Consider the following 26,890-nt stretch of genomic DNA (forward strand, 5'->3'; position numbering starts at 1 on the left):
TTGAGGTTAAGTAAATTAAGCGGCTACTTTATACTGTATTCATAGGCGATTTGCCAGCTAAACGTCTTACCCGGCGCTACGTTCAGGTTGATATAAGGCTCCGGGCACACCGTTGTTGACGAAGACCAGAACACCAGTTTAGCGATTTCCCGGTCGCCGGTCACGTTTACCGTGGCTCCCGTTTTTGTGTTTCCAACGGTTAGCTGATACGCCACAGGCTTACCCGCCGTCAGATTTGGGAAATACGCCTGTTCCCGTTTTCCTATATCACGGAGATAGACCAGTTGATTGCCCTGAAGTGTCACCAGGTCGCCAACGCCTTTTCCGCCTTCGGCTGATAGGTTTTTCAGTGGCAATGTAACCGCGTAATCCGGACCCGCCGGTTGCTGGTCAATCACGAAAAAGTTGTGGTTATACACCATCGTTTCGATAGTACGACTGCCCGTATTTTTAAGGCTATGCGTGATCACCAGTTCGGGTTTGCCTTTGGTGAGCGCCAGCGTTTTCTGGTACTCATACCCGTAGTTGGTATTGGAAAGCGTATGGCTATACTGGACCTGATTCTTCGTCTTTTTTAGTTTCCAGGTACCGGGATTGGCAATTTCATAGGTTTTATATGAGCTATAGGGCTTCTCATCGGGCTTGGTGAGGTTTCCTACACCAATCTTGACGAACGAATCACCCGCCTTTGCATCAGAAAAACCCAGCGGTTCAAACTCCTCAACGGGTCCCATGATGGCATCGTGGGTAGTCGGGTTATATGTATCGAACCATTTGCCGTGGTATGTATGTCCTTTATAGTCCAGGCTGGCCACCACCCCCGACCAGTCAAAACGAGTGCCCCGGTAATAGCCGTTCTCCGCGTCGGGCAGGTACAGATGAGCGTGAACCAACCCGTTCGTTATGTCAGCTTCAGGAATCTCCAGAACGGGTTTCATGCTAACGGTTAGGGCCGCCAGTACGCAGAGAAGAAAGCAGGTGTGTATCGCCGATTTTATCATGGTTTATTTTAAAGCAAATGCTACGTAGTTACCGCCGATCTTCTGGCCTCGTCCACCGCCAGCCGCGATGACAACGTACTGTTTTCCATCCACTTCGTAGCTGATCGGCGTCGCGAAACCACCTGCCGGAAGCTGGTATTCCCAAACGACTTTGCCGGTTTTTCGATCGAACGCCCGAATTTTTTCGTCTTTCGTACCCGCGATGAACACAAGCCCACCCGCCGTGGCCAATGGTCCGCCGTAGCTGTCGGTTCCGGTTGTCGGAACGCCTTTTTTTGCCAGTTCAGGGTACTCGCCCAGCGGCACGCGCCAGAGGTAATTTCCGGTATTCAGGTCGATGGCATTCAGCGTACCCCAGGGTGGTTTTATGCCCGGATAGCCATCCTGATCGGTGAAGCGTTGCCAGGCTTTGCTCACGTAAGCGGGCGTATAAGGGAAGCCATTTTTGCTGGTTTGGGTAGGGGAGGCCGTAACCTTCGCCGGGCCGGTTTCGGTGTTCAGCAAAAAGCTGATGAGCGCATCCCGTTCCTTCTCCGACAATTGCTGGAACGATGGCATTCGGCCACTTCCGGTTTTCAAAATAGACTTGATTTCCTCCACCGACCGTTTTTTGCCAATATCAACCAGCGAGGGCAGTTCAGGGCCACTTCCTTTTCGATCCAGTCCATGACAGGCCGAGCAGTTGGCGACATAAAGTGCATTTCCGGCCGTGAGTGGCTTGTTTTGATTATTCATGCCCGATCGTTCCGCCATGATCAGCTCCCAGGGTTCTTCATTGACATTCTGATACAGAATCCCATCGGGGTCGATGGCATTGCCGCCCCATTCGGCTCCACCGCTGTACCCGAAAAGTAACGTACCGTTCGTACTTGGTGGCGCAAACTTATTGTTGGTACGTATCTTCTGGAAACGCTCCTTCACGTAGGCATGGGCCTCCGGAGATCGATCGGTGATGTCGGCTTCGGTGTAGACCTGACGGGAAAGTGGCAGTGGCTTGAGTGGATATTTCTGGGTCGGCCAGGGATGTTCGCCGGGCAACCCATTGACCGGAACCTTGCGTTCTTCGACCGGAAAGAGCGACGAGCCCTTATCCCGATCCAATACATACACCAGCCCATCTTTCGTAGCCTGCACCACCGCATCGACCAGCTTTCCGTTGTGTTTCAAGGTGATTAGATTGGGTGGAGACGGATGGTCCCGATCCCATAAGTCGTGATGGATGGTCTGGTAATACCATTTCATTTTACCCGTTTCGGCGTCCAGCGCCATAATGCAATTGGCAAATAGATTGGACCCTTTGCGATCGCCCCCGTAGAAGTCGGACGCTGGTGAACCCGTACCAAAATAGACCACGCCCCGCTTCTCATCGAGCGACATGCCACTCCAGTTGTTGGTCGCCCCGATTTTCTTGTAAGCATCTGGCGGCCAGGTATTATAGCCAAATTCGCCCGGTTGCGGAATCGTATGGAACACCCATTTCAGTTTTCCCGTCACTACGTCGAAAGCCCGCACGTGTCCCGGTGCAGCATCGCCCCCTTCGGACACCGCCGACCCTATGACCAGTGTGTTCCGGTAAACGATACCCGGCGACGTAGCATTGACCGATAATTTGCTAACATCGTGGTCCATATTGGTTTGCAGGCCTTCGTGCAAATCCGCTTTGCCGTCGGTACCAAAACTGGGAATGCCCTGTCCGGTTTCAGCATTCACCGCATATAAACTTGATCCAACGGTATAGAGTATACGCTTATCGTTGCCATTCTCCCAATAGACGACGCCCCGGTTGGAGTTCAGTCGGTCGTTTTTCGAGGGTTCAAACCTCCAGAGCTGCTCACCCGTTCCGGCTTTGATCGCAAATAATTTAAGCTCGGGCGTGGTGCCGTACAGAACCCCATTGACGACAATCGGCTGGCACTGAATTGCCCGATCCCTCCGCCGACCCGGATTGTTCGGGTCAGGCTTTTCGGAGGCATCGTACATCCAGGCGACCTGTAAGTTTTTGACGTTCCCGGTGTTGATCTGGGTGAGGGGCGAATAGCGATTTCCAGCTTTGTTACCCCCATAATTGGGCCAGTCCCGACCCGTATCGACGGCCGTGTTTCGTTCCTGCATGCCGTAGATCAGGCAACTTCCCAGCAGTAGCCCAGTGGCTGCTACGTTCCGTGTTGTTGAATCAGAAAACGCCCGCAGTCGGGCGGAGAAACGGTTCAGTACGTTGAATTTACGACTACTGTCAACTGGTTTTTTATGTGTGCTCATGGGTATAAAATCATCTATTTCAGGCGTTCCATCAGGGATAGAGCCTCTTTGTTATTAGCATCGACTGTTAAAACTTTTTGCCCGTAGTTGGCCGCCCCCGCTCTGTTATCCATCCGGTAGTAAGCATTCGCGATTTGAGTTAGAATGGCGACATTTTTCGGATCGTTAACCAGCTTCTTTTTCAGTTGTACGACCTGTTCGGCATACGCTTTGACAGGGCTCAGGTTGAACTGAGACGTATTGTTTTGAATCGCATAATCCAGATAGGGGATGGCCTGTTCTGGCTGATCAAGTTTGAGAAAAAGCACAAATAAGTATCGGGCTTTATCGAAAGAAGGGACTAGTGCGAAGGCTTTTTTGAAATAAAAAATAGCGTTCTTGTCGTCTTTTAATTCTCCGCTCAGCATGGCTGCTTTTTCAGCGTATCGGGCGTCCGTTGGGTATTCAAGTACAAGTGCTTCTACGGTTCGCCGGGCTTTTTCAAAGTCGTGCTTATTCAGGTAATAATCGTATAATTTACTGAGGGATTCGAGCCATCCTGTTTTTTGAGTTGTCAGGTCATACGCTATTTTTTCTTCGGTTGTTTCAACCGTAAATGGCTGAGCAGCCATTACTTCATTGAACGGCCAGTTTCTTTTAAGGTTACTTACTTTATAGAGTCCCGCCAGTGAGTCTACTTTCGTAATGGGCATAGCCTGAAGCAGTTGCTCAACACTTATTTCTTTTTCTTTCGGTACAGAAATAAACTTTTCTTTTTTCAGCGCTTCATAGAACGTATCAGCAAGTAAAGCATAACCCAATAAATTAGGGTGAACGTGTTCTAGAATTAGCTCATTGCCAATGATGCCATTCGCTGATTTACGCTCAAACGTAGCCTTTGTGTCGACCAGGTGTGCATTCTTATAATTGGTGCATAATTGGCTGAGCATGTCATTGAAACTAGTCGGCGCCCGGAACCGCAAACCATCCAGATCGTTTGCTTTCTTAAAATAGGTTTTTGCCTGACTGAACTCGCCCTGTAAGTAAGCTATTCGTCCCAGATAATAATTGCAAAGTGCATGCCCGTTATAAATCTGGTTGGCCGCTTTAAAATACGTAAATGCATCGGAGAAATCTTTCCTTTCAAAAGCTGCTACGCCCAGTGCATATTGCTGGTTGAAACCCGGAAATGTGGTACGTCCAACGGGGAAACTGACAAACGGTTTCAAGTCCTTTTCATTACTGACCAGATTGCTGATAAAAACAGGAATAGTATGTTGCGCTAACAGTGACAACGTTGCGTTTATATTATGACGAAATTGCTCGACGCCACGCTGGTAAAGCTCTGAATCATAAGGAATTTTCTGGTCGGCTACCATCAACTTCATCCGTGTTCCGCCCGAGTTTCCTTTATTCCCGCTAATCGTAGGTTGTATCGTTTCATAGACGTTTGTCATTAACTGTACAAGCCGGAATTGGCGTAAATAGAGCAGCGTATTAACGAGTTGCGGATTGCCACCCAGATTCTCGGTAGAGCCAACGCCCAACGCTCCATAGTATTCATTATGGCCGGAATAAATCAATACCGCATCGGGTTCATAATCCACTACATCTTTCGCAAAACCATAGACGGTGTACGAATTGACGGCGGTCAGGGCAATGTTAATGATTTCAAAATTTCGGTCTGGAAACGTGTGGGTTAATCGATACTGAAGCCAGCGATGAAAAGAGCCATTGTGAAAATATGGATACCCAATAGTTGTGGATTCGCCGAGTACAAAAATTCGTAATGTATTTAGGTCTTTTTTCTTTTTAAATGGCTCGATATTTCCAGTCGTGGCTATTGTCTGATTCGTGAAATATTTTTTAGATGCATCCGGATTTAGTACAAGAAAATTCCTGTCTCCGGGGTAGTCAATAAATAAGCGTAAATCATGCCCATAATTAAAAAGCCGCAAAGAGATTTCAATAAGGCATAAAAGGAAAAGAGAGAGTAAAATGCTGAATGCTTTAAAGAATATAATCCTTTTAGATGATTGTTTCTCGGCTGGCTTATATTCTTTTACGGTGCTCATCATTGACTACATTCCTTATTGATAATTTACTTGCTAATATTTTTTTGAACACAGAGGCACAGAGAACACAGAGTTTTAGAAGCTTTGATAAAATTGACAATTAGACTCTATTTCTTTTTAAAACTCTGTGTTCTCTGTGCCTCTGTGTTCAAAAAAATATACTTGTATTGAAAAAAATGATTAATACCCTTCGTTCTGCACCCAGGCCGGATTTCTGGCCATCTCGTTGATGGGAATAGGGGCCAGGTATTTCTGAGCAAAATTTGTGTTCGCTGGAATTGGATTTTCTAAGGGACCCCGTGCCGCCACAACCTGCGGAAGTAGTTGAAGCCGCACGATGTCGAACCACCGTACGCCAAATTCCCCCGCAAATTCGTAGGCGCGTTCATAGACCACCGCGTCCCGGAACGCAGTCGCCGAAAGGCCCGGTGTCAGATCGGGCAACCCGGCGCGTTTGCGCACTAGATTGATGGCTTTGTAGCTGTCCGCCGTTGGTCCGCCAGCGGCCATCGCAGAAGCTTCCGCGTAATCGAGCAGCACCAGCGGATAGCGAATGATGTCATATACTTTGTTCGTGCTTGGATTGATGGCGTTGATGACGGTTTCCGTTTCAGAAACACCATCCCCATTCAGCCCCGCCCGGAACTTCTTGTAATATGGATGCCCGGCGTGCGTTTCGGGAGAATCCCAGGGAACCAGTTTGAACGTTTTGCCGTCAGGCTGTCGCAACTTGATGGTCGTATAAAACGTAGCGTCGGTCCGGGAGCAGGGTGGGGCGTTTTTGTAGAAATTGATTTCGGGGTAATAATCGTCCCACCCGCTCGATCCGTTCGTCGCCACTTCATCAAGCGGCACCGATGAGGACCCGGCACTCCGTAGCGGAAGCCCACCGCTGACGTTGTACTGCAGGCCAAAAATAGATTCCGGACTATTGTTCGTCGCAAAAACGGTGGCATAGGCGGTATTCAGATTAAACTGATTCGATTGAATCACCGCGTTCGCTTCATCGGCGGCCAGTTTGTAATTGCTTTCCTGCTTTAGGGGCCAGCCCGTCATGGTCAAATACACATCGGCCAGCAGCGAGCGGGCCGCCATCTGGTTTGCCTTGCCCGGCTGACCCGGAAAAGACGCAGGTAATAACTCTTTCGCTTTCTGCAAATCGCTGATGATAGCGGCATATACTTTGTCGACCGGATCTCTGGGCGGGCGGTCATTCACATCGATCTGCGTCAGGATGATCGGCACAGGGCCAAAAGTTCGCACTAAATAATAGTAGCCTAATGCCCGCAGGAAATACGCCTGACCTGCAGCCTGATTCTTCAGTACGTCCGTTGACGCCACTTTAGCGTAGTTAGCAATCACGTTGTTAGCCTGATAGATACCCTGCCACGGGCCCTGCCATTGCGCCACCAGACTCAGGTTGCCACTGCCGCCACTGAGCCGGTCGAACAGGCGAAAGTCTTCTTTATTTAGCCCCGGATCAGTCGTGAAGTCGTCAGATCCGAAATAAGATGTACTGCGGTTGGTGAAACCCCAGGCGCCATCGCGGGCAAACTGGATATAGATAGCCGCCACTGATGCATCGAGATCGGCCTGCGTTTTAAAATAGGTGCCTGGCGTCAGGCTGCCTTTGGGGTCCTCGGTGAGACTTTGACAGCCGCCCGTCAAAATCAACACGACGAATACGAGAAGTAATGAGTATTTGGTGTTCATAATTATATCTCTTGAGATTTAGGGTCAAAAACTGACAAATAGCGCTTACAAGCCAAGTCGGAAGCCCACCGTATAGGTTTTGGGGTTCGGAATAACGCCCATTTCCAACCCCTGTGTGATGGCGTTGGTACCGTTCGATACCTCTGGATCGTAGCCTGGATATTTGGTGATGGTGAACAGATTCTGTCCGCTCACATACACTTCGAGGCTGCGAATTTTTGCCTTGCTTAACAGAGTTTCCGGGATGCGATAGGCCAGCGACAGGTTCTTCAGTTTGGTGTAACTGCCGTCGTATACGTAGCGGCTGCTATTGTTAAAATTCTTGCTGGTGTTGCTGAACGCCGGATTGTCAGTCTGATTGCTGGCCGTCCAGATATTCAGGGCTTCGGTGGTCGTGGCGTTTCGTTGATCACCCAGGCCACCCCACAGATACGCCAGTGTCTGCGAATAAATCTGGTTGCCGTGCGTACCCTGGAACATGAAGCTCAGCGTAAAATTGCCGTAACTCACGTCGTTGATAAAGCCGAATGAATACTTGGGCGTACCGTTGCCAATAGACACTCGGTCGTCGGTCGTGTAGGCATGGTCCCCGTTCACATCCAGGTACTTGGCGTCGCCCGGCTTCATGCCGAATTGGGCGGCCTGATCGGCTTCGCTCGTTTTCCAGGTGCCGAGGAACTGGTAGCCGAAAAACTCGCCCAAGGGCCGACCAACCCGCAGGATCGATGCGCTGTTAAACGCTGACCCGACGCCGTTCACAATCACGTTGTCCAGGCCACCCAGATCAGTGACCTTATTGCGATTGAAGGATATATTGAAATTGCTGGTCCAGCGCAGTTTGCCCGTTGCAACGGGTGTCCCGCTCAGCGAAAATTCGAGCCCTTTGTTCTCCACACTGCCGATGTTACGCAGGTAGTTGCCACCACCTAAATAGAACGGTGCCTGATAGCTATAGAGCAGGTTTGTGATGTTTTTCTGATACACATCGGCCGTAAATCGCAAACGCCCATTTAAAAAGGAAGCATCAAGACCGGCATCGTATTGAGTGGTCGTTTCCCATTTCAGGCTGCTCGATACGGGCGATCCCAGGGGCGTAGCCACACTGGGCGTAGTACCATCAAAATAATAGGCCGGTTGACCGCCACCCGTCGTGACCTGGGCAATGGTCGCGTAGGCACCCACTGCCTGATTACCGGTCTGGCCGTAGCTGGCGCGGATTTTCAAGTCAGAAAACAGCTTGGAATTCGCCAGAAAAGCCTCTTTGGCCAGGTTCCAGCCGAGCGCAAGCGAGGGGAACGTACTGTACTTCTGGGTTAAGTGCGACGAACCATCGGTACGGACGCTGGCCGTGAGCAGGTACTTATCCTTGTAGGCGTAGTTGACCCGGCCCATGTACGATTGCAGGCCATCAGCCGAGTAACCCGACGATGTCTGCTGCGAGGTGCCCAGACTTAGGTTGTAGTAGCCCAGCGCGTAGGTTGACAAACTGTTTGCCCGCGCATTAACCGACATGCCCTGTCCCTGCTGTTGTTCATATAAGGCAGTTACGGTCAGCGCGTGCTCGCCAAAATCGGCTTTGTATGTCAGGAAGTTACTGTTTTGGAAATTCCAGTTCCGGGATGCGTTTACCTGCGCATACAAAACGCCATTCCCCGTTCCCGGACCAAATAACGACTGGTTGAATGGTGACCCGATCTGATAAGTAGTGTTTGTCGTAAACGTCAGGCCTTTAATGATCTGATACGTTAAAATGCCGGTTCCGGCGACGTTCGTATTCCGGCTGTCATCGAGCTGGCTGGTTGCCCGCGCGACGGGATTAAACTGAATCGACGCGTAGGGGGCCGTAAGGATAAACTCACCCGTTGTCGGGTTGCGAACGGGGGAAGTCGGGTCCCATTCCGTTGCCTGCGTAAAGGGGTCCGTTAAATCGCCCGAATAATTCGTGTTCCGGCTATTGGGCAACACGGCCGACAGATTGAATTTAACATTAATCCGGTCATTGATTTTGGCATCGATATTCGCCCGTAACGTTGCCCGCTTGTAGTACTGATTGAGAATCAGGCCGGGCTGGTCGAGATAATTAGCTGACAGTAGATATTTTACGTTTGCCGATCCGCCCGATACGTCGAGTTGATAATTCTGGACCAACGGTTCCTGATGAAGTTCATCCTGCCAGTCGGTGCCGCCACTGGCTTTAAGGGCCTGCAGCCGATCGTCCGAAAAAGCGGGCGCATTTCCCGTCGATGCGAACTGCGTATTGACTGTCCGGGCAAAGTCGTAAGCGTTCAACAGCGATAGTTTCTTGGGCATGCTGGCCCGGCTGAACCACGTACTGAAATTCACTTTTGCTTTGCCTTCCTGCCCCGATTTGGTCGTGATCAGTACCACCCCATTCGAGCCTCTGGACCCGTAAATGGCTGTAGCCGAAGCATCTTTCAGAATTTCCAGCGACTCAATGTCATTGGGGTTAATGGACTCGATGTTTCCACCAATGAATCCATCGATCACGTACAACGGATCGTTGGAACCCGTAATGGAGTTAGCCCCTCGGATGCGAACGCTCAACCCACGGCCGGGCTGCCCGCTGCTGCTGGCTACCACCACGCCGGACGTAGTGCCCTGCAACGCCTGTTCGACCCGAACGAGTGGCCGCTTGGCAATCTCTTTGGCGCTTACCGTACTGGTGGCTCCTGTTACGTCGCTTTTGCGCTGCTCCCCATAGCCAACGACGACCACTTCCTGAAGTCCCTTCTCGCTCACGGTTAGCGTTACGTTCAGGGTGGATTGAGCGCCAACGGTCACCTCCTGGCTCTCATAACCGACGAAACTGAAGACCAGAATGACATTCCGTTCCGCCAGATCGAGCTGATATTGCCCTCTCGTATCGGTGGTTGTGCCTCGTTGAGAGCCTTTCACCACAATACTCACACCGGGCAGACCTTCGCCTTTTTCGTCCGTAACCCGGCCCGTTATCGGAGCTAGCGCACTTCTGAAACTCTGAACTCTGTCCGTGAGCATGTCCGACATTTTTTTCGCAACTTCCGCCCTGGAATCTAAACGGAGCCCGGTTCGTAGCTCGGCCGTTGGGGGCGCTGACCCGTTCGCCGGTTTCTCCAGTACTGATTCTTCTTTCCGTTTTATAACGATGGTTTTGCTGACAATCGAATAGCTTAAGGGTTGATTTCTAAACAGTTCGTCCAGCGCATTTTCTAACGTAGCATTTTTCAGGTGCAGAGAAACCCTGTTGCTTTTCGTGAGCAGATCCGTTTGCAGAAAGAAGGAATAACCGCTTTGTTTTTCGATTTTATCCAGCACTTTTTCGAGCGGAGCGTTCCGTTCATTCAGGGAAATACGCTGGCTGTAGCCTGATGCATACATATGCAAACAGGACACAAGGATCAGCATACTGGTAATGTTGAGTCGCATGATCAATTTTCGTTTCATGCCCGCACTGCATTCGGTCAGCCGGGAATTCATAAGATTTTCCCAGGGCGCTGCCAGGCAATGCCATAGGTAAAAAGTAGAATAGTTCATACTTTTGTATGGGTTTGGGATTTGGTAAATGCTTGTGGCTCAATAGTTTTTACTAGTCTGCCTGTGTTACTGGCAGGTTATCCTAAGCGTCAGGCCGGGATGTGCTCGCAACACGTTCCGGCTTTTTTTTAGTGGGATACCCTGCGGCTGTGCCGAGCCTTGCCCGATACGGCCCTGTCGATCATGATTTTACTGTGATTTTTCGTCCGTCTAGTTTAAAATTTACACCACTCAATTGTAGAATCTGGAAAATCTGGGAGAGGGGCACATCTCTGGAAATCCTGCCTCTGAATTTCATGTCCGGTATTTTGCCCTGATAACCCACCTTGACATCATACCAGCGGGCAATCTGGCGCATGATCGTGGGCAGGTCGGTGTCCTTGAAATGAAACTGGCCATTCTTCCAGGCCACCGCTTCTTCCAGGTCTGCCTGCGCGATTAAATTCAGGTTTGGCCGGTTCCCCGAAGCCAGTTGCGCCTGCTCACCCGGTTTGAGAATCAAGGCCGAAGCAGTCTTCCCGTTGGGCCGATTGCTTGATACGTTAGCCAGTGTTTTTATGACCTTTACTTTGCCTTCCAACAGGGTGGTTTTGACGCTTTTCTCGTCCGAATAACTATTGATATTAAAGTGAGTTCCCAACACTTCGACAACCTGTCCTTCGGAACAGACTCGGAAAGGCCGCGCTACGTTAGGACTCGTTTTAACGTGCGTAATCTCAAAATAAGCTTCGCCATTTAGCTCGACCTGCCGTTCGTGGCTCAAAAATTTAGTGGGGTATTTCAACGATGAAGCGGCATTTAACCAGACCTTGCTACCATCGGGGAGAATAACGCGGAATTTCCCTCCGCGGGGTGTCGTAATAGTGTTATACGCAACAACTGGAACTCGTTGGGACGATGAAGCCGCTGTTGCTTTGGATAGGTCATAGACTAATTGACCATCAGCGGTTTTCGTGATCACCATATCCGACTGCCTGGCAATTTCGCCATTGGTGGCGTCGTCCAGGTTTATCTGAGACGCATCGGCCAGGGTTAAAACGGCCTTGTTTCCGCCCGGTAGAATATCATTTAGCTGTTGGGCAACTGGCTGTGTGGGTGTATCCTTATAGACAACCTGATAAACGAGAAGGCCAGAAATGACAATAACAAGGGCTGCCGCAACGAGCTGGCCTAAACGGGTGCCTATATACGTAGTACGCGCCGTTTGGGTATGCCCTGTTTCGGCGGCTATCCGTTCCCAGGCCGCTTCTTTATCGCCCGGGCCGAAGCGATCAAGTTCCTGACCAAGAGTGTCTTTCTCCGTCAGTTTCTCAAAAAGCGCTCTATTGTGCTCGCTTTGGGCGATCCAATCGGCCAGTTCTTCCCGTTCCGGATGGCTCAATTCGCCCTTGAGGTACTTCGCAATCAGGTCGCCTTGCCTGAAATAGCCGCTGTAGTCTTCCATGGTGCTGCGTTACACCATAGAGACACCTGACATCTGAAATAGGATAAAGGGAATATAAATTTTAATGAATTATTTTTTGACGACAACCGGGAAGGCCTAAAGTTATAATTCAATCCCGTTGATTTTCAGGGACACTATACTATATGCAGGACATTCCAGGTGATAAGCAGAGCGAATAATTCGGGCGACAGGTGTAACTTTAGTAGCTCCAGTGCCCGATGTTTCTGTTTTTTGACAGTATTGATCGACATCGACAACTCGTCTGCTATCTCCTGATTCTTTTTCCCTTCGAGATAACTCATGACCGAAATGACCCGATAACTTTCGGGTAGAGCGTTAATAGCGGCATGAATTTCAGCAATCACTTCCGACGAGATGATGGCATCCATGATGGTTGCTTCTTCAGGTTCACTGGTTCCCTGTTGCAGTCGGTAGTCATCAACCACTTTCGCGTGACGTATTACATTCAGGCTGGCATTGCGAACGGTGCTGTACAGGTAGTTTTTCACCGCTACATTATTAGCCAGGACAAATGCTCGTTCCTGCCAGTATTTAATAAAAGCATCCTGCGCAATGTCCTGCGCCTGGGCCTGATCGCGAACAATTTGTTGAGAAAAGTAGACAAGACGATCGTAGAATTCCTTGAACAGGCTGTCCAGGTCAAGCGCATCCGGGGTGGCTTCCGGACCACTTATCGTTGCATACATCTTCCGTAGAACACCCATCGTATGACGTAGTAAAGGTACGCAAAAAGGGTTGTAAGCAATCGCTGTTGATATCCGCAGCGACTGCCAGAAAACCATTATTTTTCTAAATAAATCGAATGCTAAGTAAATGGCAGATACTTAAAAAAACCTTAACAAATGCTTAACATGTAAGTAATGGAGGGATTTTTAGGAAAAAAAAGAGAAATTATGAGATAGGAATCGTTGTTTTACCTGATTCTTCGTCTAGGTCCCTAAATAATACCATGTACCGTGATGAGGACCCGGCGACGCAGCTGAATACCTTTGGGATGAATAGACCCGGCCTTATTTTCAGGTCCAGATCAGGCGTACTGCCTTATATGGCTAGTCAACCAGATTCCACGCGACTATGGATTTTAACACAATTGAGTATCTAAAAGAAGGTACTACAAGACAACGGGAAGCGTATGGCGTGTTGACAGAATACCAGGTGCTGGCTAAGCTGGAAGCCTTTTCGCCCATCCTGGTGGGCACCATACCAATCAACATCGATATTGAAACAAGCGACCTCGATATTATCTGCTACTGGACCGATAGGCAGACGTTTACGGCCATGGTACGTGATGGGTTTAGCTCCGAAAAAGGATTCAGCATCAGGGAGTCGTCAACATCGGGCAGGGACGTTGTCGTGGCTAATTTTAGCCTTGAGGGGTTTGACATTGAAATCTTTGGAGAGAACATTCCAACCCGGCAACAAATGGGCTATCGGCATATGCTGATCGAACACAAACTCCTGTCAGAGCGCGATGAAGCGTTCCGACAGGAGATTATTGCCCTCAAACGAAAAGGCTACAAGACCGAACCGGCTTTCGGTCTATTGCTTGGCCTTCAGGGAAATCCATACGTTGAGCTATTGGCGTATGAAAACGTTTGATAGATATTAATTGAGGTATTCTTATAAATGACGGATTGGTTTTCATCAAATAATCATGAGTAACCGATTTGTGATGAGCGTACTGATGGTTGCCCGGTAAGCTTTTTCAACCAACTAACTCAGGATTTGAATTGGTCGGCTGATTTGAATTCCTTAACTTTGAGTATGGCAGATCAACTAATACGTTCGGTTTCGGAGTTCAACAATGACCTAAAATTAAAAGGCTTCAATGTTTTTGAGATAGAATGTGACAGTAGCGCCACCCGCATCTATAGCCGGAAAGATTTCTACAAAATTTGCCTGACAACCGGCCAGAGCATCATCCATTATGCGGACAGGAGCTTTGAGCACAACGATACGGTTCTGTTTTTTGGCAATCCACACGTTCCTTATTCATGGGAAACGATTTCAACTACTTACGTAGGCTACACCTGCCTGTTTTCTGAGGACTTCCTCAAACTGTCCGACCGGTCAGAAAGTCTGCAAAATTCTCCTTTATTCAAGCTCAGCGGCACACCGATATTTATTATAAGTCCGCAGCAACGGGAGTTTTTAAATACAATCTTCCAGAAAATGATCGAGGAGCAGCAGACCAATTATTCGTACAAAGATGACCTGATGCGCAACTACATACACCTAATTATTCACGAAGCGTTGAAGCTAGAGCCCTCGCAACATTTTGACCAGCATAAGAACGCCGGTTCCCGGCTGGCCGCTGTTTTTCTTGAATTGCTGGAACGGCAGTTTCCGATTGAGACCATCGCCCGTCCGTTACAACTGACTACGGCTCAGGATTACGCCAGGAGCCTGAATGTTCATGTCAACTATCTAAACAGGGCTGTTAATGAGGTAACCGGTAAATCCACCACGGCTCATATTGCAGAACGCGTTCTGAGCGAAGCAAAAGCCCTGCTACAACATACCGACTGGAACATTTCCGACATTGCCTATGCCCTGGGCTTTGATTATCCTTCCTATTTCAACAACTTCTTCAAAAAGTTTACGGGTACCAATCCCCGAAACTTCCGTCTGGTGATGGTTTGAAATGTATAAGTATTGGTTTGAATACTTTTATCTGACCTATTCTTTCCGGCTGTAGCTTTGTCTGTATATAAATTTAGAAGACAAACCTAAACAGTCGCTTCGGCAGCCGATTGATATGATCGCAACAAAAGGGTATGCAGCCCAAACCAAAGAGTCAGCACTGGCTCCCTGGAGTTTCCAGCGCCGTGAGGTAGGGCCCCACGATGTGCAATTTGATATTCTTTACTGTGGCGTTTGTCATTCGGACCTCCACCAGATCAAAGATGAGTGGGGCGGGAGCATTTTTCCGATGGTTCCCGGTCACGAAATCGTAGGTAAAGTCGTTGCCGTTGGCGCTCACGTCACTAAATTCAAGGTGGGCGATTTAGCGGGCACCGGATGCATGGTCGATTCCTGCCGCGTGTGCGAATCCTGTCAGCAGGGTCTGGAGCAGTACTGCCTGGTCGGCAATAGCCAGACCTATAACGGGTTGGAACAGGATAAGAAAACGCCTACGTACGGTGGCTACTCCAACACCATCGTCGTCAACGAAGATTTCGTACTACACATACCTCAGAATTTAGACCTGGCGGCCACGGCTCCCCTGCTCTGTGCCGGCATTACGACGTATTCACCGCTACGCCACTGGAAGGTGGGGCCAGGTCATAAGCTGGCTGTTGTAGGCCTGGGCGGCTTGGGGCACATGGGCGTTAAGTTCGGAGTAGCCTTAGGGGCTGACGTGACCGTGCTGAGCACGTCCCCCAGGAAAGAAGCTGATGCGCAAAAGCTGGGTGCCCATCATTTCATGGTAACAACTGATCCCGCTCAGCTCGAAGCCGCAAGCGGGCAATTTGATTTCATCCTTGATACCGTATCGGCGGAGCATGATTACATGCAGTACATGACGATGTTGAACGTTGATGGCGTACACATCTGTGTGGGTGCTCCTCCAACGCCTTCAGCCATGCACGCCTTTAGCCTCATCATTGGTCGGAAAAGTATTGCCGGGTCAAGTATTGGCGGTATTGCAGAAACTCAGGAAATGCTGGATTTCTGCGCCGAGCATGACATTGTTTCAGACATCGAGATGATCGACATCAAGGATATTCAACCCGCATATGATCGTATGGTGAAGGGGGATGTGCGCTACCGGTTTGTCATCGATATGGCTACTTTATAGCATGACCATCATAAACTGTCTTCTTTGACACGGCGTAATAAGGCGTGACGGCGTACGTAGCAAAAGTGGTTTTTACCAACATTAAAAATTCTGCTCAATGGCTGACAACGAACGTAAAGGGAACGGATTCGACAACGATAATTCACCCCGACGGATTTTTTTAAAGAAGTCATCCGCGCTGGCGGCTTGGGCACTGACCCCTACGGTGGCAATGACAGTGGTTGACAACGGTCTCCACGAGAAGGTGGCTCTGGCCGTCGAGCAGATGCCGTTATGGCTGACCATCAATGGGAAAGCCCAGCAACTGAGCATCGAACCACGGGTCACACTCCTCGATCTGCTCCGCGAACAGCTCCACCTGACCGGCACCAAGAAAGGCTGCGACCACGGCCAGTGTGGCGCCTGCACAGTCCATGTCGACGGGCAGCGGGTCAACTCGTGCCTGACGCTGGCCATGACGACCGAAGGTTGTACAGTAACGACCATCGAAGGACTGGCTGACGGCGGACCGACGGGGACGTTGCACCCCATGCAGGAAGCCTTTATCAAACAAGATGGTTTTCAGTGCGGTTATTGCACACCCGGACAGATCATGTCGGCGGTGGCCTGCATCCGCGAAGGACACGCCAATACGCCGGAAGAAGTCCGCGAGTACATGAGCGGAAATATTTGCCGCTGCGGGGCCTATGCCAACATTGTCGACGCGATCATGGACGTAAAAAAGGGAGGAGCCAAGGTATGAATCCATTTCAGTTTACGCGGGTTACGACCCCAAAGGCCGCCATCTCGGCCGTGACCAAAGAAAAAGGCACCTACTTTCTGGCAGGCGGCACCAACCTGATCGACCTGATGAAGCGCGAGGTCGTCATTCCCGAACGCCTGGTCGACATCAACAAACTGCCGCTGGCAACGATTGAGAAAACAGTGACCGGTTTGCGAATTGGGGCGACGGCCAAAAACTCAGCTGTCGCTGATAATGAGTTAGTAAAGAAGTATTTTCCGCTACTATCACAGGCCCTGAACGCGGGAGCCTCGGCGCAACTTCGGAACATGGCCACGGTGGGCGGGAATATGATGCAGCGCACCCGTTGCGCCTATTTCTACGATAATTCGATGCCCTGTAACAAGCGTAGCCCCGTACAGACGGGTGGTGCGGCCGGTTCGACGGAACGATTCCGAGCCGACAAAGGACAGGCCAACGGGCCGACGGGTTGCGGAGCTATCGGCGGATTCAATCGGATGCACGCTATTTTCGGGGCCAGCGAAAAGTGCATTGCCGTTCATCCCAGTGACATGTGCATCGCACTCGTTGCGCTGGATGCCACGGTAAACGTATCGGGTCCGAAGGGTGACCGCAAGATTCCATTCGGGGAGTTTCACCGGTTGCCGGGCGATAAACCCCAGCAAGACAATACGCTGCAACCGGGTGAGCTGATTATGTCGGTGGATTTGCCCACGAACCGATTCTCCGACAATTCACACTACCTCAAAGTGCGCGATCGGGCTTCGTATGCCTTCGCGCTGGTGTCGGTGGGTGTCGCACTTGATATGAAAGGCAACACGATACGTGATGTTCGGCTGGCGATGGGTGGGGTGGCTCACAAACCCTGGCGGTTGACCAAAGCTGAAGATTTTCTGCGCGGTAAGCCCGCTACCGAAGCTAATTTCAAACAGGCGGCTGCACTGGCTATGCAGGGTGCCAAAGGCTACGGCGAGAATGATTTTAAGCTAACGTTGGCCCCTAACTCGATTATCGACGCCCTGAAAACCGCCACTAAAACCGCCTGATCATGACGAAAGATACGAAAAATCCACCCATCGATCGGGTAGATGGACGATTGAAAGTGACCGGCGGAGCCAATTACTTCGCTGATTTTGAGATCCCTAACACGGCTTATTGTGTCATCGTTGGTAGCAAAATTGCCAAGGGGACCATTGCCAGCCTGGATACCAAAAAAGCGCAAAACGCACCGGGCGTACTGGGTGTGTTTACCCACCAGAACATGCCGCCCATTCCAGGTTGGGACGCCCCCGTTGGCGGTGAAGCGGATGGACCAGCACCCAAACCCAAGACCGAAGAAACCTACCGTATACTGAGTAGTTCAAAGATTCTCTTCGACGGACAGCCCATCGCTATCGTGGTAGCCGATACCTACGAACGAGCTACCTACGCGGCCTCACTCGTCAAAGCGACTTATTCTAAACAAACAGCCCGTACCGATCTGCAAAAACACGTAGCAGAGGGTATTGCGCCAAAGGGGGCCGATGGTGGTAATTATTTGCGAGGGAAACCTGATGCTTATCAAGCCGCTCCCGTTACACTGGAGGCTAATTACACCATACCTATCGAGGTGCATAACCCGATGGAACTGCATGGTATTCTAGCCCACTGGACTGGCCCCAATACGTTGATGATCTACGCCAAAACACAAGGTGTGAACGCTACGCAGCAGGCGATGGCCGAAGCTTTCAAGATTGCCCCAAAAAACATCCACGTACACGCCGAATTCATGGGGGGCGGCTTTGGTATGGGCCTCCGAACCTGGCCTCAGGAAACAGCCGTGGTAGCCATTGCCCGCAAAATTGGCCGCCCTCTGAAACTGGTGGTGAACCGGAGTCAGATGTTTACCCTGGTTGGCCATCGGCCGTATACGGTGCAGACGATCAATATGGGTGCCGACCAGGATGGCAAACTGATCGGCATTGCTCACGCGGCTACCGCCGAAACGGCCAGCTACGAAGACTTTACCGAAGCGACCGTCAACATGACCAAGTTCATGTACGCCTGCCCCAATGTGAGTACTCGCTACCGGATCGTGCGGCTCGACCGGAGCGTTCCGATCTGGATGCGTGGGCCTGGCGAAGCCACAGGAGCGTTTGCGCTGGAATCGGCGATGGACGAAATGGCTCACAAGCTGAAACTCGACCCCATTGAGTTCCGCCTGCGCAACTATACTGAAACCGATCCTGAACATAATCGGCCGTATTCAAGCAAAAACCTGAAAGAAGCGTATCAACGCGGAGCCGAGGCTATTGGCTGGAGTAAACGAAAAAACGAACCGGGTAGTACGCGCGAGGGTGACTGGCTCATTGGCTACGGTATGAGCACCGGTACCTTCAATGCCTTCCGGTGGGAAGCCAGCGCCCGCGTCCTGCTAAAAGCCGACGGCTCGCTGACGGTGCAGAGTGCCGTCACCGACATTGGACCGGGCACCGGAACGGCGCTGACGATGATTGCCCACAACGTACTGAATGTACCCCTAAATCGCATCAAGGTTGAATACGGCGATACGTCACTACCTAAAGCCCCTACCCAGGGTGGGTCGGCCATTGTCTCGGCGGTAGGGTCAGCGGTGTTCGATGCCTGCACCAGCATCAAACAGGCGCTGATCGAATTGGCCACGAAAAACGGCGGACCCCTGGTCGGTCGTCAGGCGGATGAGTTGACGCTGGCCGATGGGATATTATCTATCTTAACCGAACCGAAGAAAAAGGTGGCTGTCAGCGACTTGATGCAGGCCAACAACCTGGCCGTAATTGACCGAACGAAAGAGTCGAAAGGTGGGCCACAACTTCAGAATTATTCGATGTATTCGTTTTCGGTGCATTTCGTGCAGGTACGGGTCAACCCGCTAACGGGCGTAGTACGTGTAACCAAAGCCGTTAGCGTGGCGGATTCGGGCCGGATCGTCAGCCCCAAAACGGCGGCCAGTCAGATGATTGGTGGTGTGGCGGGTGGCATCGGCATGGCTCTAACCGAAGAAGCCGTCATTGATCACCGATTTGGTCGTTTTGTCAATAACAACCTGGCCGATTATCACGTAGCGGTTCACGCCGACGTACCGGCTATTGAAACGATTATGATCGACAAGCCCGACCCGATTATCAACCCGATGGGTGCCAAAGGCATGGGAGAAATTGCCCTGATCGGGTTTGCTGGAGCCGTTGCCAATGCGGTTTTTAACGCCACTGGTCAACGCATCCGCGACCTGCCGATTACCCCGGATAAAGTAATGCAAAAACTGACGTAGCATGGAAATCAGTAAAAACGGAATGCAGCCTTCGGTCAGAGGACCGGAAGCCTGGTTTACAGGGGCCGTGCGCATCGACCCTTTGTTCGCCAAAAAAGAAGTAACCAAAGCAGCCGGAGCACTGGTTACCTTCGAGCCGGGTGCCCGAACTGCCTGGCACACCCATCCGGCGGGTCAAACGCTCATTGTTACCTCCGGGATGGGGTGGGTGCAGCGCGAAGGAGGCCCCATTGAAGAAATTCATCCCGGCGACGTAGTCTGGTTTGAACCCAACGAAAAACATTGGCATGGTGCTTCGCCTACTAAAGCCATGAGCCACATTGCCATTCAGGAAGAGCTAAACGGTGAGGTGGTAACCTGGCTGGAGAAGGTAAGTGACCATGAGTACGCAAAATAAAACCAACATGGAACCAATTTTTCAGCGGATGCGGGCTGGTGAACCGCTCCGAAAAGATGATCCTGACTACAATACGTTTGGCAAGGTCGTGGCACGTACCATCCGGCTATGCGTTGAGATGAACGCCACGGCCACCGAGCTTGACAAAGTCCGCAGCCGGTTGAGTGACATTATCGGAACCGGGATAGACGAGTCGACCACGATTTTCCCTCCATTTTATACCAATTTTGGCCGGTTCATTCGTCTGGGCAAAAACGTCTTTATCAACCACAACTGTTCGTTTCTGGATATTGGTGGTATTACGATTGAAGATGATGTGCAGATCGGTCCCAGCGTCAAGCTTACGTCGGAAAATCACCCACTTGACCCCGCTGACCGCAAAACAGTCCTTCTCCAACCCATTCTGATCAAACGGAATGCCTGGATTGGGGCAGGAGCCATCATTTTGCCGGGCGTTACGGTTGGCGAAAACGCGGTGGTGGCTGCGGGTGCGGTGGTGAGTCGGGACGTACCGCCCAATACAGTCGTTGCCGGAATTCCGGCGAAGGTGGTGAAAATACTATAATTGAAGGAACGGAAAGACGGACGAAACGGTCATGAAACAGTCAATCGACAACAAAATAACCTACTTTACCGGTCATCCGACCGCCAGCCCGCAACTAGCCTGCATGGCTCTCCATATCTTGTTGATCATAGTCGCCTTCGTTGCGTCTCCTCGTTTGGCCCTGGGACAGATTACCCAGGTCGTGACGGGTCCGCAGGCAGCGACGCGAGGCCCTGCTGCTACGTTTACGGGGACCGTTTGGGTGACGAGCCTGGTTCCCAATGACTCGATCTTTACGACGGTTTCTGGTAGCGTCGCCTTTACGCCAGGAGCCCGCTCCTTTTGGCATTCTCACCCGACCGGGCAGATCCTCATTGTCACTGATGGGGTTGGTTACCACCAGATAAAAGGGGAACCAAAGCAACTGATTCGCAAAGGCGACGTAGTGAAATGCCCGCCCAATGTGGTTCACTGGCACGGAGCCAGTCCCGGCAGTAAAATGACCCACCTGTATATTATCCCAAACACCGAAAAAGGCATCGTCAACTGGCTTCAACCCGTCACGGATGCGGAATACAATCAAGCCAATAAACGTTAATAAATAGACGTAATGCTTAAAACCAACTTGCTGCCCGGAATACTACTTTTTGTTCTTCTATTACCCACAACGGTCATGAATGCACAGCAGGCAACCGACGTAAATCAGGGACTAAATGCCCAGCAGCAACGTATCGTCGCCATTTCTGCGTTAACCGCCACGGGAGATCTGGACGGGCTGAAAGCGCAGTTGAGCACAGGGCTCGATGCCGGTCTTACGGTCAATGAAATCAAAGAAATACTGGTGCAATTATATGCTTATTGTGGTTTTCCCAGGAGTCTGAACGGTATAAACACGTTTATGACTGTGCTGGACGAACGAAAAGCAAAAGGGATTCAGGACCCGCAGGGCAAGAAAATCCGGTTGGCTGACGACCGTTCCGGTAAATACGAACAGGGTAGAAAAGTATTGGAAACATTAACGAAAACGCCCCAATCAAAACCAGCGCCCGGTTTTGGTGAATTCGCTCCACGGATAGATGCATTTTTAAAGGAACACCTTTTTGCCGACGTATTCGACAGCGATGTGCTGACTTACCAGCAACGGGAACTGGTAACCATATCTGCCTGAACGGCCATGTCGGGCGTTACATCCCAGTTACAGGCCCATCTAAAAATGGGAATGAATACCGGCATTACCGAAAGTCAGTTAGTCCAGGTTGCGGGCTTGATCGAAACGTTCATCAGTCGAACCCAGGCGAACACGTTACGCACATTACTAGGCAAGCCTGCTGTCCCGGTCATTGAACCGGATATGATGGTACGTATTGCGGAGATTAACATCGCGCCCGATCATCTGGACGAATACAAAGCCATTCTAAAGGAAGAATCGGCCGCATCGGTCAAACTAGAGCCTGGGGTCATTGCTATTTTTCCGATGTATGAGAAGGAAAAACCCACCCAAATCAGGCTGGTGGAAATATACGCCAGCAAGGCTGCTTACCAGGCGCATCTGAAAACACCTCATTTTCAGCACTACAAAACATCTACCTTGAACATGGTAAAATCATTAAAGCTGATTGAAATGGATACTATTACCCCGGAAACGATGGCAGAGCTATTTAAAAAGTTAAAATGAGCTGGATTTAGACCGGGTGCTGTATTCTAGTCTGGTAATTAGTTTGTTGGCACAACTCACACTGAACGATTAAATCAATCCATGATGGCCGAGAACGACTGTCGGTAATCTTCGCCATAGATGATTTTATAATCTCTGGCGAATTTTTCGAAGGCATTCTTGGCCAGCGTATGTTTGCCCATCAAGGCCAGCGCCTTGCATTTCATCACGATCGCTTCCTCATTGACGGGATCGTAATAGAAAATGTAATTGGTGAGTTGAATCAGAAATTCGGGATCATCGCTAATGTTCAGGTTTTCAGCGTATTGGAGAAACGTATTGATGATCTTATTGGAAATGTCTGATTTGAATTCATCCAGCCAGTTGTACTCCGTGTTCAGTAAAAAGGAACCCCGTTTGGTGATTTCGCCCAGTTCACTGATCGTCTGTTTGGATAGCGTTGCTTTATCGGTAATGATGCCCATATAGCGCTCATAATCAACGTAGACTTGCCTGAAATCGAACGTAATGCTCCAGTATCCGGACTCTTTTGAGAGCGAACAGCCGCCAACTTTATCAAGTATATGCCGCAATTTGGCAATGTTTACCGACCGATTATTGCTCGCATCACGACCGGCCTTGTCGGGCCACAGAATTTCATTGAGTTTTTCGGACGGAACGCCCTGTTGTTTGCCAATACTATTAAGAGCCAGCAATAAAAACAACTCCTTAAGCAAGGGGGTGAACGCTTTGGTGATGTCGTTCCTGGCCTGATCGAACACCTGAAAATTGCCGAAAAAATAGACGCTGGCCGTGTGCACCGATTGGCTGGCGACGTCAGCCTGTAGCGTTGGTTCGGCTGGTTTTGTCAGGAGACTTAATGCGGCTGATTGGTCTGGAAGTGGGCCTGATTCAGGTCGATACGTCTTTGGTAGTAAGCGCTTCCGGACATACAGAAAGGCTACAATACCCACCATAAGACCACCCAGCGCCCAAAACCAATACGTAGTAAAAGATCGTTTTTTCGCGGATTCCTGCGGTTCCAGCTCATTAGGCGGAAAAGAGATTGTGTAGAGTTTTACATCGGTTGTGTTCTTTTCACTCCGAAACAGCGTGACCGTAACCAGTTGATGGCTGGCTGGGCAGAAATACAGATCTGAAAAAGAATGCGTATCGTGAAATTGATACGGAATGGAATTGCCAACGGGTTCATAGGTCGGCCTGGTCAACGACCCCCGTATGAGTTGAAGCTGCGATTTGAACTGCTGATTGGGGAAGATCAGCCCATAAAAAAGCTTTGATTTTGAATCGATTATCAGCGAATTCCCAAAGGCAAAATCTGTTTTCGGAAGTGGTAATTCATAAAGTTTTTTGAACGAATTTTCTTTCACTACGTAGCGCAACAGGTCATACGAGCTTTTTGGGTTAAGCATTTGCTCGCCGGTCAGACTACCGTAGCCGCCAATGACATAGGCCGTGTCAGCCTTGGACGTAGTACCTAATGCGGCCAAATAACGTGGGGTAAACGTACTGTCTTTAGTCGGGATAATTTCCCACGTTCGGGCGGCAAAACGGTATCGTTGAATGCTGTTTTTGTATGTCAGTTGACCGTATCCGCCGAGAATGTACAGGGAAGAATCAACCCCGGAAATGAATTTATTCGCCTGCCAGTACTCGGTGGCAATGGTGTACTTGGGCGTAATGGCTTCATTTTTCCAACTGCGGGCGCCGGGGTCGTAGGTAGATACCGCCTTTTGATCGGCGTAGAACGTATACAGTTTTTTAACGAACGGGTTGTAAATGGACTGATTCCCAGGCAAAAAGCTCGGTGGCGGATTTTTGTGAGCTACTACCTTGTCCTGCCGGTTCTGAACGGAATAACTATAAAGAATATCAGAACCGACAATATGGACAGTTTCAGTGGTGGGGTCAAAGGCCACGCTGGCACTGCCATTTACACTGAACTGTTTGGCTAATTTCCAGTCTGTGTGCAGCGATTTAATCCAGACCGGATTTTTTACCGAAGCCATTTTGCCGACTATTTCATCGGTTGCGCTAGTTCCGTTGGCTTCGTTTAACGGCCAGTAATGCGTACGCTGCCCATCTTCAGTGATTGCAATGTCTTTCACATTCATCGGCGGCAAATCTTTCGACTTGAACTCCCTGAATTCATTACCGCCAAAAAGAACCGTAAAACAACCTGATTCATCAAATGAGACTTTTTCCTGAACGACCAGTTTCTTATTCGTATAGACCAGCAGTGATTTACGCTTCAGATCCAGCTGGATTTTGAAGGTATTCCAATGGTAGAAAAGTTGTGCCGAATCAATGTGTATGATGGATTTTGAGAATCGCTCACCAATAATGATTTTAAAGCTTTTCGATTTTTGATCGTACAGTAAATCAAGGTTTTGCTTTTCGTTCTGAATGATTCTGAAAATGTACCCGAAATAGGTGGTATAATTCGGGGCAAGGGATAAATCAAACGTTAGCTCAACGGTTCCGTTTAGGCACAGTGGTTGCTCCGGGCTTAAGTTCAACGACGTGCGATTGTCCTGTATTTCTTCCTGTCCGGCAAAACGCAACCCGTATGATTGGGCATTTAGCGAAACCGAAGCCGTAAAGAATATAGCTATAGTGCAGAAACATACACGTAGTAAAACGCCGTAGATAGTCCTGCTAAATCCCAATATCATGTTGGTTATCCTGCAAAAATGACAGTTATTGTCTACAGAGTGGTCCGCTCTGTGAACAATATTTTTGCTCAGGTACTTACTGCCTGCGCTAGAGGGTAAAGGTATTGGGATCACGAATTTACCGAATACCTGCTGCCTTTACCGTCGTTCATTTTGTGCAGATCTGACGGGTATAGCATTTACGGTCAATACGTCGCTAAACTTACAGTGGGCTGTTGGGGTGCAAACAACTCTTCCAGTATTCGATGATTTGCTTGATCTGGTGGAAAAGACCATCATAGGACGGGGACTTTTTATAAAATCCCTGAACGGTAGCATCGTAGGCCATGCGAACAAGCTGGGAATTGGCAGCCGTAGTTAAAAACACAAATGGAATGGACTTCCGCCGTAAATACTCGCTCTGGTTGATATACTGCCGGAGTTCCAGTCCATTCATAAGTGGCATATTGATGTCGCACAAAATCAGAAAGGGCTGTTGCTGTGTGTTTTCAAAATAATGCAGGGCATCCTGACCATTGGCAAAGAAAATCACCTCATTGACAACCCCAAGCCGCTGAATGGCCTGGCCGATCAGATACTGATCATCTTCGTCATCCTCAATAGAAATAATAGGACCTTGCAAGGACATATACTAGTGAAAGCTACTGGATTGATTGATAAATATATGGTTTTGAATTCATATGAGTTGTACCCAGATAAATAACCCGATTCAATGGCTTTTTTATCACTTCATTAGAATCGATTTCACGAGGCACATCCTCTACAAACACAAAGGAAACTCTAATTTACATGGGTAAAATGAGATACCCTCACTATTAAATAAAGCGATTTGGCGTACTTAGCCGTTATACCTCTAAACTTACGACCATGGCCCGCGAAGAGAAGCAGAAAAAAAACATCAAGAAAGTGGCTACAAAGGCTCCCAAGGTACATGGTGCCCCCAAAGTGCCTAAATACGAGCAGAGCGACTCGGGGTTTTCGCCCCTGGTTCCGCCATCCAAGAGTAAGAAATGATGCTACGTAGTCAGTAGATCAGGGAATCAAATTTCAGTACGTGAACAAGTTTAATCGTATGCCGATCTGTCGTAAACGACTCATTTTGGTACTGGGGATTCTGGTCGCTACCGTCGGAAATAGCCGCGCTCAGTCAGCGCCCGACCTGCGCCAGATACGCTGGGGCTATTCCAAAAAACAAGTTAGAGAGGCTGAAGAAAAAAAGCCGACGTCCACCCGAAGCGATAAGCTAATCTATGCTCAGGTGCCGATTGGTAGTCGGATGGTGGGTCTCGAATACGAGTTTAACGGCGATTCACTACTCTCGGCATCCTACTATTATTACGTAAACGCATCCATTACTCAGTCGGATGTGGTGGCGGCCGCTGCTGAATTTGACGCCTTATTAACCGAAAAATACGGGCCGGGGAAAACAGCCAAAGTGGGGGAGATCAAACAGACGCTATGGATGACACCAAGAACGCGTATCAGTCTGGCCTTAGGCAACGTGGACAAAGGCTGGTCGGTAGAACTGGTTTATTTGTGCCGCGTCTGTTCAGGCGACGTTCAGGCCATGCCGAAGGAAGAATTTAAGCCGCGTAAAGAGATCAAGGATTTTTAAGAATCAAGATAAACGTCGAAAAGGCGTTATTAACAGACTAAAGAATAAAGAATTGCGATACGCGTTAATTCTATGAAATCTGGGGGATGCGAACGTAGTACGTTTGGTTTTTCGTTCAGTTGTAA

General features: G+C 49.7%; 22 protein-coding genes. 13 read left to right on the plus strand and 9 right to left on the minus strand.

Annotated elements, in window-relative coordinates; all coding sequences use genetic code 11:
* Window positions 1-23 precede the first annotated feature (23 nt).
* From BM202_RS00245 to BM202_RS00275, 7 genes are all read right to left on the minus strand, one after another.
* Window positions 24-938 (minus strand): hypothetical protein, encoded by a 915-nt coding sequence (locus BM202_RS00245; RefSeq protein ID WP_245776463.1) that lies wholly within the window; start codon window positions 936-938, stop codon window positions 24-26.
* A 66-nt stretch (window positions 939-1,004) separates the two neighbouring features.
* Window positions 1,005-3,113, minus strand: a complete 2,109-nt coding sequence (locus BM202_RS00250) for an outer membrane protein assembly factor BamB family protein (RefSeq protein WP_093823535.1) — start codon at window positions 3,111-3,113, stop codon at window positions 1,005-1,007.
* Between the two features lie 161 nt (window positions 3,114-3,274).
* Window positions 3,275-5,197, minus strand: coding sequence for an SGNH/GDSL hydrolase family protein (locus tag BM202_RS00255; protein ID WP_093822472.1), 1,923 nt, complete (start codon window positions 5,195-5,197; stop codon window positions 3,275-3,277).
* A 297-nt stretch (window positions 5,198-5,494) separates the two neighbouring features.
* The gene (locus BM202_RS00260) at window positions 5,495-7,027 is read right to left on the minus strand and encodes a RagB/SusD family nutrient uptake outer membrane protein (protein ID WP_093822473.1); all 1,533 of its coding nucleotides are present in this window, start codon (window positions 7,025-7,027) and stop codon (window positions 5,495-5,497) included.
* A gap of 45 nt (window positions 7,028-7,072) precedes the next feature.
* Window positions 7,073-10,561, minus strand: coding sequence for a TonB-dependent receptor (locus BM202_RS00265; protein ID WP_093822474.1), 3,489 nt, complete (start codon window positions 10,559-10,561; stop codon window positions 7,073-7,075).
* Window positions 10,562-10,742: 181 nt separating this feature from the next.
* A complete protein-coding gene (locus BM202_RS00270) occupies window positions 10,743-12,005 on the minus strand; it encodes a FecR family protein (RefSeq protein WP_093822475.1) in 1,263 nt (420 codons plus the stop codon).
* 134 nt (window positions 12,006-12,139) lie between these two features.
* Window positions 12,140-12,730 (minus strand): RNA polymerase sigma-70 factor, encoded by a 591-nt coding sequence (locus BM202_RS00275; protein WP_177236472.1) that lies wholly within the window; start codon window positions 12,728-12,730, stop codon window positions 12,140-12,142.
* A 370-nt stretch (window positions 12,731-13,100) separates the two neighbouring features.
* On the opposite strand from BM202_RS00275, the gene BM202_RS00280 reads away from it, so the two are divergent.
* From BM202_RS00280 to BM202_RS00330, 11 genes are all read left to right on the plus strand, one after another.
* Window positions 13,101-13,625, plus strand: coding sequence for a DUF4269 domain-containing protein (locus BM202_RS00280; RefSeq protein ID WP_093822477.1), 525 nt, complete (start codon window positions 13,101-13,103; stop codon window positions 13,623-13,625).
* A 165-nt stretch (window positions 13,626-13,790) separates the two neighbouring features.
* Complete coding sequence (locus BM202_RS00285; RefSeq protein ID WP_093822478.1) at window positions 13,791-14,669, plus strand: helix-turn-helix domain-containing protein; 879 nt, start codon at window positions 13,791-13,793, stop codon at window positions 14,667-14,669.
* 115 nt (window positions 14,670-14,784) lie between these two features.
* Entirely contained in the window at window positions 14,785-15,828 is a 1,044-nt protein-coding gene (locus BM202_RS00290; protein ID WP_093822479.1) for an NAD(P)-dependent alcohol dehydrogenase, read from the plus strand.
* 97 nt (window positions 15,829-15,925) lie between these two features.
* On the plus strand, window positions 15,926-16,570 hold the full coding sequence (locus tag BM202_RS00295; protein WP_093822480.1) for a (2Fe-2S)-binding protein: 645 nt from the start codon (window positions 15,926-15,928) through the stop codon (window positions 16,568-16,570).
* Window positions 16,567-17,616 carry an FAD binding domain-containing protein gene (locus BM202_RS00300; RefSeq protein ID WP_093822481.1) on the plus strand — a complete coding sequence of 350 codons (1,050 nt, stop codon included), beginning with the start codon at window positions 16,567-16,569 and terminating at the stop codon, window positions 17,614-17,616. The genes BM202_RS00295 and BM202_RS00300 overlap by 4 nt, the downstream gene beginning before the upstream one ends.
* Window positions 17,617-17,618: 2 nt before the next feature.
* Complete coding sequence (locus BM202_RS00305) at window positions 17,619-19,859, plus strand: xanthine dehydrogenase family protein molybdopterin-binding subunit (RefSeq protein ID WP_093822482.1); 2,241 nt, start codon at window positions 17,619-17,621, stop codon at window positions 19,857-19,859.
* Window position 19,860: 1 nt separating this feature from the next.
* On the plus strand, window positions 19,861-20,256 hold the full coding sequence (locus tag BM202_RS00310) for a (R)-mandelonitrile lyase (protein ID WP_093822483.1): 396 nt from the start codon (window positions 19,861-19,863) through the stop codon (window positions 20,254-20,256).
* A gap of 7 nt (window positions 20,257-20,263) precedes the next feature.
* The gene (locus BM202_RS00315) at window positions 20,264-20,821 is read left to right on the plus strand and encodes a DapH/DapD/GlmU-related protein (protein WP_093823537.1); all 558 of its coding nucleotides are present in this window, start codon (window positions 20,264-20,266) and stop codon (window positions 20,819-20,821) included.
* A 31-nt stretch (window positions 20,822-20,852) separates the two neighbouring features.
* On the plus strand, window positions 20,853-21,398 hold the full coding sequence (locus BM202_RS00320) for a (R)-mandelonitrile lyase (protein ID WP_245776464.1): 546 nt from the start codon (window positions 20,853-20,855) through the stop codon (window positions 21,396-21,398).
* A gap of 12 nt (window positions 21,399-21,410) precedes the next feature.
* The gene (locus BM202_RS00325) at window positions 21,411-21,968 is read left to right on the plus strand and encodes a carboxymuconolactone decarboxylase family protein (protein ID WP_093822484.1); all 558 of its coding nucleotides are present in this window, start codon (window positions 21,411-21,413) and stop codon (window positions 21,966-21,968) included.
* 45 nt (window positions 21,969-22,013) lie between these two features.
* Entirely contained in the window at window positions 22,014-22,475 is a 462-nt protein-coding gene (locus BM202_RS00330) for a putative quinol monooxygenase (protein WP_245776465.1), read from the plus strand.
* Window positions 22,476-22,549: 74 nt separating this feature from the next.
* On the opposite strand, the gene BM202_RS00335 is transcribed toward BM202_RS00330, so the two are convergent.
* Together BM202_RS00335 and BM202_RS00340 are read right to left on the minus strand one after the other, a co-directional pair.
* Window positions 22,550-25,150, minus strand: coding sequence for a Kelch repeat-containing protein (locus tag BM202_RS00335; protein WP_143100609.1), 2,601 nt, complete (start codon window positions 25,148-25,150; stop codon window positions 22,550-22,552).
* A gap of 202 nt (window positions 25,151-25,352) precedes the next feature.
* Window positions 25,353-25,778: a response regulator gene (locus tag BM202_RS00340; RefSeq protein ID WP_093822486.1), complete on the minus strand. Its 426-nt coding sequence runs from the start codon at window positions 25,776-25,778 to the stop codon at window positions 25,353-25,355.
* 239 nt (window positions 25,779-26,017) lie between these two features.
* Here BM202_RS00340 and BM202_RS37025 point away from each other — a divergent pair, with 239 nt between their 5' ends.
* Window positions 26,018-26,164 (plus strand): hypothetical protein, encoded by a 147-nt coding sequence (locus BM202_RS37025; protein ID WP_177236473.1) that lies wholly within the window; start codon window positions 26,018-26,020, stop codon window positions 26,162-26,164.
* A 58-nt stretch (window positions 26,165-26,222) separates the two neighbouring features.
* Complete coding sequence (locus BM202_RS00345) at window positions 26,223-26,765, plus strand: hypothetical protein (RefSeq protein WP_093822487.1); 543 nt, start codon at window positions 26,223-26,225, stop codon at window positions 26,763-26,765.
* The last annotated feature ends 125 nt before the right edge of the window (window positions 26,766-26,890 follow it).

The sequence above is a fragment of the Spirosoma endophyticum genome (genome assembly GCF_900112365.1).
GTDB lineage: Bacteria > Bacteroidota > Bacteroidia > Cytophagales > Spirosomataceae > Spirosoma > Spirosoma endophyticum.

Excerpts from the sequence above, each read along its gene's own strand:
- BM202_RS00245 (WP_245776463.1), bottom strand. The coding sequence starts at position 938 with ATGAAACCCGTTCTGGAGATTCCTGAAGCTGACATAACGAACGGGTTG.
- BM202_RS00250 (WP_093823535.1), bottom strand. The coding sequence starts at position 3,113 with ATGCAGGAACGAAACACGGCCGTCGATACGGGTCGGGACTGGCCCAAT.
- BM202_RS00260 (WP_093822473.1), bottom strand. The coding sequence starts at position 7,027 with ATGAACACCAAATACTCATTACTTCTCGTATTCGTCGTGTTGATTTTG.
- BM202_RS00265 (WP_093822474.1), bottom strand. The coding sequence starts at position 10,561 with ATGAACTATTCTACTTTTTACCTATGGCATTGCCTGGCAGCGCCCTGG.
- BM202_RS00270 (WP_093822475.1), bottom strand. The coding sequence starts at position 12,005 with ATGGAAGACTACAGCGGCTATTTCAGGCAAGGCGACCTGATTGCGAAG.
- BM202_RS00275 (WP_177236472.1), bottom strand. The coding sequence starts at position 12,730 with ATGGGTGTTCTACGGAAGATGTATGCAACGATAAGTGGTCCGGAAGCC.
- BM202_RS00280 (WP_093822477.1), top strand. The coding sequence starts at position 13,101 with ATGGATTTTAACACAATTGAGTATCTAAAAGAAGGTACTACAAGACAA.
- BM202_RS00285 (WP_093822478.1), top strand. The coding sequence starts at position 13,791 with ATGGCAGATCAACTAATACGTTCGGTTTCGGAGTTCAACAATGACCTA.
- BM202_RS00290 (WP_093822479.1), top strand. The coding sequence starts at position 14,785 with ATGATCGCAACAAAAGGGTATGCAGCCCAAACCAAAGAGTCAGCACTG.
- BM202_RS00295 (WP_093822480.1), top strand. The coding sequence starts at position 15,926 with ATGGCTGACAACGAACGTAAAGGGAACGGATTCGACAACGATAATTCA.
- BM202_RS00300 (WP_093822481.1), top strand. The coding sequence starts at position 16,567 with ATGAATCCATTTCAGTTTACGCGGGTTACGACCCCAAAGGCCGCCATC.
- BM202_RS00305 (WP_093822482.1), top strand. The coding sequence starts at position 17,619 with ATGACGAAAGATACGAAAAATCCACCCATCGATCGGGTAGATGGACGA.
- BM202_RS00310 (WP_093822483.1), top strand. The coding sequence starts at position 19,861 with ATGGAAATCAGTAAAAACGGAATGCAGCCTTCGGTCAGAGGACCGGAA.
- BM202_RS00315 (WP_093823537.1), top strand. The coding sequence starts at position 20,264 with ATGGAACCAATTTTTCAGCGGATGCGGGCTGGTGAACCGCTCCGAAAA.
- BM202_RS00320 (WP_245776464.1), top strand. The coding sequence starts at position 20,853 with ATGAAACAGTCAATCGACAACAAAATAACCTACTTTACCGGTCATCCG.
- BM202_RS00325 (WP_093822484.1), top strand. The coding sequence starts at position 21,411 with ATGCTTAAAACCAACTTGCTGCCCGGAATACTACTTTTTGTTCTTCTA.
- BM202_RS00330 (WP_245776465.1), top strand. The coding sequence starts at position 22,014 with ATGGGAATGAATACCGGCATTACCGAAAGTCAGTTAGTCCAGGTTGCG.
- BM202_RS00335 (WP_143100609.1), bottom strand. The coding sequence starts at position 25,150 with ATGATATTGGGATTTAGCAGGACTATCTACGGCGTTTTACTACGTGTA.
- BM202_RS00340 (WP_093822486.1), bottom strand. The coding sequence starts at position 25,778 with ATGTCCTTGCAAGGTCCTATTATTTCTATTGAGGATGACGAAGATGAT.
- BM202_RS37025 (WP_177236473.1), top strand. The coding sequence starts at position 26,018 with ATGGCCCGCGAAGAGAAGCAGAAAAAAAACATCAAGAAAGTGGCTACA.
- BM202_RS00345 (WP_093822487.1), top strand. The coding sequence starts at position 26,223 with ATGCCGATCTGTCGTAAACGACTCATTTTGGTACTGGGGATTCTGGTC.